At 67.7% G+C, this 11,023-nt stretch carries 13 protein-coding genes; 4 read left to right on the forward strand and 9 right to left on the reverse strand.

The window, feature by feature from the left end; all coding sequences use genetic code 11:
• Positions 1-9: 9 nt before the first annotated feature.
• Positions 10-501 carry a luciferase domain-containing protein gene (locus tag ACYVKL_RS08735; RefSeq protein WP_379169824.1) on the reverse strand — a complete coding sequence of 164 codons (492 nt, stop codon included), beginning with the start codon at positions 499-501 and terminating at the stop codon, positions 10-12.
• Between the two features lie 100 nt (positions 502-601).
• Between ACYVKL_RS08735 and ACYVKL_RS08740 the strand changes: the two genes are divergently transcribed.
• A complete protein-coding gene (locus ACYVKL_RS08740; protein ID WP_379169826.1) occupies positions 602-970 on the forward strand; it encodes a winged helix-turn-helix transcriptional regulator in 369 nt (122 codons plus the stop codon).
• 1 nt (position 971) lies between these two features.
• On the opposite strand, the gene ACYVKL_RS08745 is transcribed toward ACYVKL_RS08740, so the two are convergent.
• From ACYVKL_RS08745 to ACYVKL_RS08780, 8 genes are all read right to left on the reverse strand, one after another.
• Positions 972-1,733 (reverse strand): alpha/beta fold hydrolase, encoded by a 762-nt coding sequence (locus ACYVKL_RS08745; RefSeq protein ID WP_379169828.1) that lies wholly within the window; start codon positions 1,731-1,733, stop codon positions 972-974.
• Positions 1,733-2,977 (reverse strand): FAD-dependent oxidoreductase, encoded by a 1,245-nt coding sequence (locus ACYVKL_RS08750; RefSeq protein WP_379169830.1) that lies wholly within the window; start codon positions 2,975-2,977, stop codon positions 1,733-1,735. The genes ACYVKL_RS08745 and ACYVKL_RS08750 overlap by 1 nt, the downstream gene beginning before the upstream one ends.
• The gene (locus ACYVKL_RS08755) at positions 2,974-3,906 is read right to left on the reverse strand and encodes an MBL fold metallo-hydrolase (RefSeq protein ID WP_379169832.1); all 933 of its coding nucleotides are present in this window, start codon (positions 3,904-3,906) and stop codon (positions 2,974-2,976) included. Before ACYVKL_RS08755 ends, ACYVKL_RS08750 begins: the two co-directional genes overlap by 4 nt.
• Positions 3,903-4,841, reverse strand: coding sequence for an aromatase/cyclase (locus tag ACYVKL_RS08760; RefSeq protein ID WP_379169834.1), 939 nt, complete (start codon positions 4,839-4,841; stop codon positions 3,903-3,905). The genes ACYVKL_RS08755 and ACYVKL_RS08760 overlap by 4 nt, the downstream gene beginning before the upstream one ends.
• Positions 4,842-4,852: 11 nt before the next feature.
• Entirely contained in the window at positions 4,853-5,110 is a 258-nt protein-coding gene (locus ACYVKL_RS08765; RefSeq protein ID WP_213556494.1) for an acyl carrier protein, read from the reverse strand.
• 51 nt (positions 5,111-5,161) lie between these two features.
• The gene (locus tag ACYVKL_RS08770; RefSeq protein WP_379169836.1) at positions 5,162-6,376 is read right to left on the reverse strand and encodes a ketosynthase chain-length factor; all 1,215 of its coding nucleotides are present in this window, start codon (positions 6,374-6,376) and stop codon (positions 5,162-5,164) included.
• A complete protein-coding gene (locus ACYVKL_RS08775) occupies positions 6,373-7,641 on the reverse strand; it encodes a beta-ketoacyl-[acyl-carrier-protein] synthase family protein (protein ID WP_281423426.1) in 1,269 nt (422 codons plus the stop codon). Before ACYVKL_RS08775 ends, ACYVKL_RS08770 begins: the two co-directional genes overlap by 4 nt.
• A gap of 314 nt (positions 7,642-7,955) precedes the next feature.
• Positions 7,956-8,681, reverse strand: coding sequence for an AfsR/SARP family transcriptional regulator (locus ACYVKL_RS08780; RefSeq protein WP_379169893.1), 726 nt, complete (start codon positions 8,679-8,681; stop codon positions 7,956-7,958).
• A 487-nt stretch (positions 8,682-9,168) separates the two neighbouring features.
• On the opposite strand from ACYVKL_RS08780, the gene ACYVKL_RS08785 reads away from it, so the two are divergent.
• The 3 genes from ACYVKL_RS08785 to ACYVKL_RS08795 form a co-directional block, all read left to right on the forward strand.
• Positions 9,169-10,713, forward strand: a complete 1,545-nt coding sequence (locus ACYVKL_RS08785) for an acyl-CoA carboxylase subunit beta (RefSeq protein ID WP_379169838.1) — start codon at positions 9,169-9,171, stop codon at positions 10,711-10,713.
• A gap of 16 nt (positions 10,714-10,729) precedes the next feature.
• Complete coding sequence (locus ACYVKL_RS08790) at positions 10,730-10,921, forward strand: acyl-CoA carboxylase epsilon subunit (RefSeq protein WP_364623689.1); 192 nt, start codon at positions 10,730-10,732, stop codon at positions 10,919-10,921.
• Positions 10,918-11,023, forward strand: a 106-nt coding sequence (locus ACYVKL_RS08795) for a biotin carboxylase N-terminal domain-containing protein (protein WP_460771567.1), incomplete at its 3' end; no start/stop codon positions are given. The genes ACYVKL_RS08790 and ACYVKL_RS08795, both read left to right, overlap by 4 nt.

An 11,023-nucleotide genomic window follows, 5' to 3' on the forward strand; every position in this document is an offset into this window, starting at 1 on the left:
GCACCGCGATCACGTGCGCGGGATACCGCAGGCGAAGTCGTAGGCGTTCCGGATCAATCGCCACACCACGGCCATCTCGTCGGTATCGCGCGGCCCGTACACCAGCAGCAGCGTCGGCGGCAGATATCCCCGCCGCGCCATCGGATGCTGTTCGGCCCAGCCCTGTTCGATGGCCTCGACCGCGACCGCCGCGGGCAGGCACAGGTGCAGGCTGCCGTCGCCATGCCCGTGCAGATGCGCGAACTCGGTTCCGGACACGAAGGCATGCTCGGGCCCGTGGGCGAGCTCGGGCAGCAGATACAGCGCGCGAGTGTCGGGCAGCGAGACCCGGCTGCGGCCGATCTGCGTACCGGGCAGGGTGATCATCCGCGCCCACAGCGCTTCCTGCAGATCCGGGGGCGCGATATCGGAGAGCTGTTGATGGGGATTGTGCGGCCGGGTCCGGGGCCGCTCGCCACTGCGTCGCGGGAGGCCGAGCCGGTCGGTTGCTGTCACGGTCATCACTGTGCTCCTTTCGGTTTCGAACTTCATCGAACCGCCTGGTCACACAGTAGTTTCTAAAGTATAGTAGTTACCAAATGGAAAGCATGCAGGAGTTGCTATGACGGACGTCACATTTACCGCGGTGGACCCCTGCCCCATCACGCCGGTGGTGGATCTCTTCTTCGGCCGCTGGTCGACGCAGGTGCTGTGGGTGCTCACCCACCACGGCCGGATGCGTTTCAATGAAGTGCTGCAACGCATTCCGGGCCTCACCCCGAAAGTGCTGACCCAGCGGCTGCGCCAGCTCGAACGCGACGGACTGCTGGTGCGCACCTATTACGCGGAGATGCCGCCGCGGGTGGAGTACGAGGCCACCGCGCTGGCCGAGACCCTCTCGCCGGTGTTCACCAGCCTCAGCCAATGGTCCGAGCAGCATCTGGCGGCGGTGCTCGACGCGCGGGCGGCCTACGACGCCGCCGAGGGCTGACCTACGACGCCGCCGAGGGCTGTGCCGCCAATTCCAGCAGATGGCCGGCCAATTCGCGCGGCATGGTGATCATGCAGTCGTGCCCGGTCGGCAGCAGCTTCAGCCGCTCGGCGGGCAGATCCGCCGGCGGCAGGGTGCGCGGCATGGCCGCGCGCATGGCCTGGAACTCGGCCCCGCCCCCGGTGCAGTGGACATGGGTCACCGGAATCTCCCGCAGCGCATCGGGATTGCGCAGCACCATGGGCTCGGTGAACGTCTCGAGCGACTGCGGGGTGAGCATCGAGACCAGCCAGCTCAGATCCGATTCGTCGGTGACCCCGTAGAGCCCGCCGTCGCCCATCGGCTCGGTCTGCGGCGGAACACACCAGCCGTCACCGAATTCGGCCGCCAGCGCGGCGAAGGCGTCGACCATGGGGGCCATGATGTCCGCGACCGCCTCACCGTCCCGGGGGACGAAGGTGTCGACATAGACCAGCTCGGCCACCCGATCGGGCAGCGCGTCGGCGAGCGCGGTGATGACGATCCCGGCGTAGCTGTGACCGACCAGCACGAGATCGCGCAACTCGGCCGCGCGCACCAGCTCGACCAGATCCTGGACGTGGGTGCCGAGCCCGACCTCCGGGCCGAGCGACTCGGCGCGTTCGCCGAGGCCGACCAGCGAGGGGGTGAGCACCCGGTGGCCGGCGGCGCTCAGCAGCGGCGCCACCCGCTGCCAGACCCAACCGCCGTGGAACGCACCGGGAACGAGCAGATACGTGGCCATCACTTCTCCTGTGTCATCGCTTCGAGGCGGGGTGCGTGGGGTTTCGAGGGCACGTGTTCGGGCCGGACACCGAGTCCGATGACCCGCGCGACCACGTGCGCCAGCCCGGGGAACCGGCGCAGCAGCCGCGCCAGCAGCGGCTTGTCGGTACCGGGTCGTTCGGCGCTCGGATAGAGATCGGTGAGCAGTCGTAGTTGCGCGAATTGCACGACGCGCATGGGCAATTCGCGGCGCCGCTGCACCGCGCGCAACTGGGTGGTGGTGGGTGTGCGGCCGTCCCGCAGGGTCGGTGCGAGCAGCCGGGCGGCGGCGATGGCGTCCTGAACGGCGAGGTTGATCCCGACCCCGCCGGCCGGGGACATCGCATGGGCGGCATCACCGATGGCCAGCAGGCCAGGCCGGTACCAGTTCCGCAGCCGGTCGACCCGGACATCGAGCGGTTTGATCGCGTCCCAGTCGTCGATCTCGACCGTCAGCGCCGCGGTCAACGACGGGTAGATGGCGGCGATCGCGGCCCGGAACGCGTCGAGCCCCCGCGCGCGCACCGCCTCGAAGCCGCCCTTGGGAATCATGTAGGCGACCTGTAGGTATTCGTCGCGATCGATGCAGACGATGAAGAAGTCCCGCCCGCTGCGCACCGCCGGCAGACGTTCGCCCGCCGGCTTGCTCACCCGGAACCACAGCACATCCATGGGCGCGCGGCTGGCCGCGACCTGGAGCAAATCATGGTGTCGCACCAGCGAATTGCGCCCGTCGGCGGCGACGACGAGTCGGCTGCGCACCTCGAACACCGCCTCGGGGGTACGCGCGCGCAGCCCGGTCACCGTTCCGTCGTGCGCGATCAGCTCGGTCACCTCCGCCTGTTGGATCAGCCGGAAATTGGGGTAGCGGCGGGCGGATTCGGCCAGGAAGTTGAGCACATCCCACTGCGGCATGAAGGCCACGAACGGGAATCGGCCCGGCAACCGGCGGAAGTCGGCGAAGGTGACCGGTCCCATCGCCGTCGCCATCGGCAACTGCGGCAGTTCGACGTGCGGGAGCTTCAGGAACTCCTCCGCCAGCCCGAGCTCGTCGAGCGCCATCAGCGTCGACGGATGCACCGTGTCGCCGCGGAAGTCGCGCAGAAAATCCGGATGCTTCTCCAGCACCAGCACATTCGCGCCGGCGCGGGCGAACAGCAGCCCGGCCGTCAACCCGGCCGGGCCGCCACCGGCCACGCACACGTCGACGACTTCGGTGCTCACGCCCAGCATTGCGGCACCTGCCCGCCGTTGTAGGTGACCATCTCGTCGAAAATGGCCAGGACATCCAGTGGCACACCGATTTCCGGGCTGTCCAGCTCGGCGTAGGCGACGTGCAGGTTACCCACCACCCGCTCGGCGTCGATCAACTCCCCGAACTCGCCCAGCTCCACCTGCGACGCCAGCTCGAGCGGGGCCAGGCCCAGCGACTTGCCCTCCGCCGCAAGGTTTTCGATCCAGTGCAGGTAGCGGATGGTCTGGGTGAGGATCTCCGGACCCGCCACCGGACCGTGCCCGGCCACCACGGTCCGCGCACCGAGAGCGGTGAGCTTGCGCATCGCGTCGAGAGTGCCGCGGACCGAACCGAACAGGCAGAACGGCGCGGCCCCGGACATCACGACATCACCGGCGAAGAGCACCTTCTCCTCGGGCAGCCAGGCCACCACATCGTTGGTGGTGTGCGCGGCCGGCCCGACATGGATGAGTTCGACGCGCCGCTCCCCCACCCAGACGGTCACCCGATCACTGAAGGTGATGGTGGGCAGGGTGACTCGGACATCGCCCCAGTCCACCTGCGGCCACAGCTGGGTCAACGCCAGCCCGGTCTCGATCATCGCCTGGCGGATCCGATCGTGGGCGACGACGATCGCCGCGCCGCCGAACTGGTGATTGCCGAAATTGTGGTCCCCGTGGTGATGGGTGTTGAGGATGGTGCGGCCCGGCCCGCCCGCATGCCGGTCGACGAACTCGGCCAGTGCGCGGGTGCGTCCCTCGGTGGCGAGCGTGTCGATCACCAGCGCGCCGTCGCGCCCGGCGACCACCCCGGCATTGCTGACACACCACCCGCCGCGATCGTGGGTGTAGGCGAAGACGTCCTCGGCCACCTCGCGCACCACCGGTCGCGCGAGGGGCCGGGCTCCGGTGGCGGTCATCGCGGTGACTTCGTGGTCTCGGCCCGGCGGTCGGCGACCTCCCGGACCCCGCACAGCAGGGTGTTGCGGCTGTTGGTGCCCAGCGCCTCGGCCAGATAGGCGCGCGCGTCCACGAGAGTGGAGTGCGCGCCGAGGGTTTCGCGCGCCACCTCGGGGTTGATCGCGACCAGGTGCCGGGCGGTGACCACGGCGCCCGCGCCGCTGTCGGCGAATTCCCAACTGCCACTGTGGCCGAACAGCATGGCGGGCGGCACCAGCTGTTTGTAGTCGATGCGCTCGGCGGGCACGCAGATGCGGATCGAACGGGTGGTGTGCGGGACGCTGCCTGCGGTGACGGTGTCCATCTCCATGAGCTGCACGCCGGGCTCGTCCTCGGTCAGCTCCACCCGGCCGACGTGCGGGACGTGGTCGGGCCAGCGGTCGCTGCGATAGACGAAGTCGTAGAGTTCCGCGGCCGGCGCATCCAGGACCACCTTGTCCTCGAAGGTGTGCAGCACCTGCGACACCGGGTATCCCAGTTCCGCGATGCGGGCCAGAGTGGCCAGTTCGGTGACGCTGTTACGGTCCACCGCATCCGCGATCGCCGCTTGATCACCACCCGGGATCACCGAGAAGTGATGGTCCAGCGTGATTTTCGTGCTGCGCGCCCCCACCTCCTCGAAGGTCCACTGGCCGCCCATGGAGGCGATCGGCGCCGCGCTGCGCTCCTGTTCGAAGGTGATCCGATGCTGCCGGGCCACGAACTCCCGGCGGGAGGTCCAGTTCTTCACCTCGCCGTTGACCGTCGCCCACAACCGGAACCGCTCCTCGGTGGGCGAGCGATCCAGGTGCCGCACCAGCACACTGGGCTCGAAGATGACCGGCCAGTAGGTGACGTCGGCGACCAGGCGATAGACGTCGGGGAGCGCCGCCTCCACGACCCGGTGATGACTCATCCGGAAGATGCTCATACCGCACCCGCCAACTGCCCGTTGACGATGCCGATCAGCTCGGCCGGGGTCTTCACCTCGACGAGCCGGTCTTCAGGGACCTTCACCCCGAAATCGCGCTCGATGCGCGAGGCCGTCTCGATCAAGGCCAGCGAGTCGTAGCCGAGTTCCTCGAACTCGACCTCGGCGATATCGCCGGCCAGCTCCGGTGCGGTCTCGTCACCGCCGGCGCACTCCACCAGAATTCGCCGCAGTTCGTCGATGGTCATGGACATGATTGGCTCCTCGATTGTGCTGTTGCTCGGGTATTGCGTTGGTTCGACAGCTCATTGGTCGACGCTGCGGACCACCACAGCGGAGTTGAAACCCCAGCGGCCGCGGGCCAGCACCAGGGCGGTTTCGATGGTGGCGGGCCGCGCGTCCCCGCGGACCAGGTCGATCCGGTACTCCGGCGCCGGGGTGAGGGTGCCGGCCGTGGGCGGGATCACCGAATCCCGCATGGCCAGAACGGCGGTGACGATGTCGAGCGGCCCCGCGCCCGAGAACAGCCGTCCCGTCAAGGGTTTCGTCGCCGTGACCGGCACGCCGGCAGCGCCGAACACCGCTTCCAGGGCGGCCGCCTCCGCCCGATCCTGCTCGGGTAGGCCCGCGGCGTCGGCGAACACCACATCGACGTCGGCGGGGGTCACACCCGCGTCGGTCAGGGCCAGCTCGATCGCGCGCCGCTGACCCGACGGCCGACCGGAGTCCGACGGCGGATCGAATGTCTGTGCGTACCCGGCGATTTCACCGTAGACATGCGGCACGCCCCGGGCCCGTGCCGCCTCTGGATCCTCGAGCACGAGCATCGCCCCGCCCTCCCCCGGCACATTGCCGGTGGCCTCGGCGTCGAAAGGCAGATAGGCCCGCGCCGGATCGGTCGCGGTGCTGAGGCTGCCGCCCGCGACGTGGGAGGCCCAGCCCCACGGGTCCAGTGCGGAATCCACGCCCCCGGTGACCACCAGGGGCGTCCCGCGCCGCACCGTGCGCCGGGCGTGCCCGACCGCGTCCAGGCCGCCGGCCTGTTCGGCGACCAGGGCGCTGCTGGGTCCGCGCATGCCGTGCCGGATGGAGATCTGCCCAGTGTTGACCGCGTAGAACCAGGCGAACGACTCGTAGACGCTGACATGCTCGGAGCCCATCGACCACAGCTTGTTGAACTCGCGATGGGTGAATTCGAAACCGCCCGAAGCGTTTCCGGTCACCACACCCATGTCGTAATCGGTCAGTTCGGCGGTGTCGACCTTCGCGTCGTCCAGCGCCCACTGCGCCGCCACCAGAGCGAGTCGGGTGGAGATGTCGGTCTGCGGCAGCAGCCGACTCGGAAGATGTTGCGCGGCCTGGAAATCCGCGATCTGCCCGGCCAGGCACGCGCCCGACCCGGTGGTGTCGAACCGGGTGAGCGGCCCGATGCCGCCTCTACCGGCCAGAACCGCCTCCCAGAAGGGTTCGGCACCGAGCCCGTTCGGCGCGATCACGCCGACTCCCGTCACGACGCTCATGCCGCGACCTCCGACGTGCGGCGCAGCACCATGGCGCTCTGGAATCCGCCGAACCCGCTGCCGACCGTCAGTACGGTGTCCATGCGGTGATCGCGGGCCGTCAGCGGCACATAGTCGAGATCGCATTCCGGATCGCGCTCGTGCAGGTTGGCCGTGGGCGGCACCACCTGGTAGTCCAGTGCCAGCAGACAGGCGGCGATCTCCACCGAACCGATCGCGCCCAGCGAATGACCGACCATGGACTTGATCGAGCTCATCGGCGTCCGATACGCGTGCTCGCCGAGACTGCGCTTGACCGCGGCGGTCTCGTGCCGATCGTTCTGCCGGGTGCCGGAGCCGTGCGCGTTGACGTAGCCGACCGCGGTGGGATCGACCCGGGATTCGTCCAGGGCCACCCGGATCGCCTCGGCCATCTCCCGGCCGTCGGCCTTGAGACCGGTCATGTGGTAGGCGTTGCAGCGCGTCGCGTAGCCAGTGACCTCCGCGTAGATGCGGGCGCCCCGGCGGCGGGCGCTCTCGAACTCCTCGAGCACGAACATGGCCGCGCCCTCGGCGAGCACGAAACCGTTGCGGGAGTTGTCGAACGGGCGCGAGGCGTGCTCCGGATCGTCGTTGCGCGGGGTGGTCGCGCGAATCGCGTCGAAGCAGGCCACCACGATCGGGGTGATCGGGGTGTCGGCGGCGCCGGCGATCATCACATCGGCCGACCCCTCGCGGATCAGCTGCACCGCGTGCCCGACCGAATCCAGGCCGGAGGTGCAGCCGTTGGAGACCATGGCGACCGGGCCCTCCGCCCCGACGCTCCAGGCCACCTCCGCGGGCATGACGCTGGGCACCATGTAGTCGAACATGTAGGGCGACAGATGCTTTTCGTCGAGCACCCAGCTGCGGCCGGAGTCCGACAACACCAGGTACTCCTGTTCGAGGCTGGTCGCTGCGGCGACCGCGCTGCCCAGGCTCACCCCGAGGCGGAACGGATTCACCGACTCGATCGCCAGGCCGCTGTCGGCGACCGCCTCGCGGGCGCACACCACCGCGAACTGCGCCGCGCGGTCCATGCGCCGAATCTCGCGAGGCGACAACCCTTCCGCGAGCGCGTCGAAATCGACCTCGCCCGCTACCCGGGACCGATACGGTGCGGCGTCGAAGAAGCTGATGGCCCGGGTCGCGGTGCGGCCTTCGGACAACAGCTTCCAGAATTCGTCCTTGCCGGATCCACCGGGTGCCCGCACACCCAGTCCGGTGACGACCACACGCCGGCTCACCGCATGCCCCCGAATGTGTTGGCGTACATAGCAATTCTCCTTCGCGCCGAATGCTTGTCGAAGCTCCGATGTCTGCTTCAGCGTCTCGCCTCCGGCTCGAGGGCCGCTCTAGCTCCCGGCTCGAGCGGTCCTCGAGCCGGGACTGCGACCGTCGCTGACAGGATCGTCACTGAAAGGCACACGCGGCCAACAGGATCAGGGGAGGAACACAGCAGCGTAGCCCCGTCCGAGGGCGGGGCTACGGTGGAATCGCCGGTCGACGCCACCGGCAAGCGCTAGGTCATAGAGGTGAATCGAAGAATGAGAACAAGTGATCAGGCAGGGCGGGCGGACCTGTCGAGCCTCGGGGTCGCGTTCCAGCCGATCAAATAGCCCGCATGCCGTGTCTCCAATACATCAGCCACCGACTCGTCGGAGGCATTGAGAACATCCAGGTGCAATTGTCGAAGTCGCCAGCACGGGTCGAGCCCGAGTTCGCGCTGCATCAGTTCGGCGAAATTGTGATAGACCTCGAGCGCTCTATACCGTTGCCCCGATCGACACAGCGCGTACATGTAATACGCCTGCATCCGCTCGTGCAGCGGCTGCTCGGCGGTCAATCTCGCCAGATCGGGGCAGGCCTCACGATGACCGCCCAATCGCAACAGGGCCTCGATCCGCCGCTCCTGATTCACCAAGCGCAATTGCTCGAGATGCGTCAATTCCGCGGTGAGCGGATTCCCGGCCTCCACATCCAGCAGCGGCGGGCCGGTCCACAGGGCCTCCGAGGCGGTGTACAGCTCGACCGCCCGCCGATCGTCACCCACCGCGGCCGCGCAGCGCGCGGCCTCGGCCATGACCTGGTAATCCCTGACATCCAGCACACAGTCGCGGGCGTCGAACAGATACCCCTTGCTCCAGGTGCGCAGGTATCGGTCCGCCACCTCACCGTGCTCGACGTCCAGGAACTCGGCCATGCGCTTCCTGATCCCGAGCACATACGTCTGCACCACCGTCACGGCACTGCGTGGCGGATCCTCGTTCCATAATTCCTCGATCATCGCGGACACCGGCACGACAGTCGAATGCCGGACGAGCAGCAGCGCGAGCAATTGCCGCTGTTTCTGAGCCGTCGGTGTGGCATTCCGGTTCTGCAGCGCTAGCGTTAGCGGTCCTAGCACACGGGCATAGATTTGCTGTGTCACGGGCGCTCCCTACTACCTTTTCCCGGCAAAGCGCGGGAAATCAATACCCACGGCACTGGAGGCCACTCCAGCCTAACGGTCGGCAGGTATCAGCTTCGTGAACAAACCGTAATTTGATGGTTAAAGCCCAAATGTTCCCAAACCATCGACTACCCGCTATGCCAACGCATCGAGAATGAATGACAAATCAAATACGCATCACGTATACACCATAAAGCCGTCGGGACCTCTGCATTTGAGCGACGCTCTAGGACCCGTGGGTCAGACTCGGAGGCAGTGGAGTCCGGAAGTGGTTGGTCGCCAACCGATTCCGGACCACTCCCGATCACCACCGAGGACAGGCATGCGTGAACACGTCGAGGAGCTCGACAAACTCAAACAATCGGTACTGGCCGGGCCCGATGCGGCCGCGACGCAACGTCAGTACGACAAGGGGAAGCTAACCGCCTACGAGCGGATCGACCTGCTGCTGGACCCTGGGTCGTTCCAGGAGATCGAGGCGTTACGACGCCATCGGGCAACAGGATTCGGGCTCGAGCACCGGCGTCACCACACCGACGGCGTGGTCACCGGCTGGGGGACCGTCGAGGGGCGGACGGTGTTCGTGTTCGCGCAGGACTTCCGGATTCTGGGTGGCGCGCTGGGCGAGGCGCACGCGCAGAAGATTCACAAGGTCATGGATTTGGCGCTGGCCGCGGGCGCACCGCTGGTCGGGCTCTATGACGGTGCGGGGGCCCGCATCCAGGAAGGGGTCACCGCGCTGGCCGGTTTCGGTGGGATATTCGCGCGAAACACCAAGGCCTCCGGCGTGATTCCGCAGATCAGCGTCATCCTCGGACCTTGCGCCGGTGGCGCCGCCTACAGTCCCGCGCTCACCGATTTCGTCTTCATGATCCGGGAGACGGCCCAGATATTCATCACCGGACCCGACGTGGTGGCGGCGGTGACCGGCGAGCGGGTCACCATGAACGAGCTGGGCGGGGCCGACATCCATTCGCGCACATCGGGTGTCACCCATCTCACCTACGACGACGAACCCTCCTGCCTGCACGATGTCCGGCATCTGCTGTCGATGCTGCCGGCCAACAATCGTCAGCATCCGCCGACGGTGGTGTGCACCGATCCCCCGGATCGGCGCAACGAGTCGCTCTACGATCTGGTCCCCCTCGACGGGAACCGACCCTACGACGTGCGCGCGGTCATCGAGGAGATCGTCGACGACCACGAGATCTTCGAGGTGCACGAACAGTGGGCGGCGAATGTGGTGTGCGCCTTCGCCCGCCTCGACGGGCACGTGGTGGGCGTGGTCGCCAATCAGCCGAACATGCTCGCGGGGGTGCTCGACATCGCCGCCTCGGAGAAAGCCGCCCGGTTCGTGCAGCTCTGCGACGCGTTCAATATTCCGCTCGTCACGCTGATCGACGTGCCGGGTTTTCTGCCCGGTGTCGCGCAGGAGCACGGCGGGATCATCCGCCACGGCGCCAAACTGCTCTACGCCTACTGCAACGCCACGGTCCCCCGGGTCTCGGTGGTCCTGCGCAAGTCCTACGGCGGCGCGTACATCGTCATGGATTCCCGGTCGATCGGCGCGGACCTGGCGCTGGCCTGGCCCAGCAACGAGATCGCCGTCATGGGCGCCGAGGCCGCCGCGAACGTGATCTTCCGCCGTGAGATCAATGCCGCGAAGGATCCGGAGGCGATGCGGCAGAACAAGATTGCCGAGTATCGCTCGGAACTGGTGCACCCCTACTATGCCGCCGAGCGGGGTCTGGTCGACGACGTGATCGATCCCGCCGACACCCGCTCGGTGCTCATCCGCAGCCTCGCCATGCTGCGGACCAAACACGCCGACCTGCCGATTCGCAAGCATGGCAACCCACCCCAGTGAGCAGAGCGAGAAGCACATGACAGCACCCCTGGTCCGCGTCGAACGCGGCAATCCCGACGACATCGAAACCGCCGCCCTGCTCATCGCATTGGTGAGCGCGCTCGCGAATTCCGTGGAGAGTGCCCCGCCCGCGGTGGCTCCCGTGCGCTGGATCGGGCCGCCGCGCGCGAGCGCCTTCGTCCCGCCGCGCAGCTGGGCCGCGGCATGAGCGCCGAATCGGTTTCCGTGGAAGGGAGTTACGGCCTGCGCAAGGTCCTCGTAGCCAACCGAGGCGAGATCGCCGTGCGCGTGATCCGGGCCGCCAAGGACG

Source organism: Nocardia tengchongensis (assembly GCF_054781395.1).

Excerpts from the sequence above, each read along its gene's own strand:
- ACYVKL_RS08735 (WP_379169824.1), bottom strand. The coding sequence starts at position 501 with ATGACCGTGACAGCAACCGACCGGCTCGGCCTCCCGCGACGCAGTGGC.
- ACYVKL_RS08740 (WP_379169826.1), top strand. The coding sequence starts at position 602 with ATGACGGACGTCACATTTACCGCGGTGGACCCCTGCCCCATCACGCCG.
- ACYVKL_RS08745 (WP_379169828.1), bottom strand. The coding sequence starts at position 1,733 with ATGGCCACGTATCTGCTCGTTCCCGGTGCGTTCCACGGCGGTTGGGTC.
- ACYVKL_RS08755 (WP_379169832.1), bottom strand. The coding sequence starts at position 3,906 with ATGACCGCCACCGGAGCCCGGCCCCTCGCGCGACCGGTGGTGCGCGAG.
- ACYVKL_RS08760 (WP_379169834.1), bottom strand. The coding sequence starts at position 4,841 with ATGAGTCATCACCGGGTCGTGGAGGCGGCGCTCCCCGACGTCTATCGC.
- ACYVKL_RS08765 (WP_213556494.1), bottom strand. The coding sequence starts at position 5,110 with ATGTCCATGACCATCGACGAACTGCGGCGAATTCTGGTGGAGTGCGCC.
- ACYVKL_RS08770 (WP_379169836.1), bottom strand. The coding sequence starts at position 6,376 with ATGAGCGTCGTGACGGGAGTCGGCGTGATCGCGCCGAACGGGCTCGGT.
- ACYVKL_RS08780 (WP_379169893.1), bottom strand. The coding sequence starts at position 8,681 with ATGATCGAGGAATTATGGAACGAGGATCCGCCACGCAGTGCCGTGACG.
- ACYVKL_RS08785 (WP_379169838.1), top strand. The coding sequence starts at position 9,169 with ATGCGTGAACACGTCGAGGAGCTCGACAAACTCAAACAATCGGTACTG.
- ACYVKL_RS08790 (WP_364623689.1), top strand. The coding sequence starts at position 10,730 with ATGACAGCACCCCTGGTCCGCGTCGAACGCGGCAATCCCGACGACATC.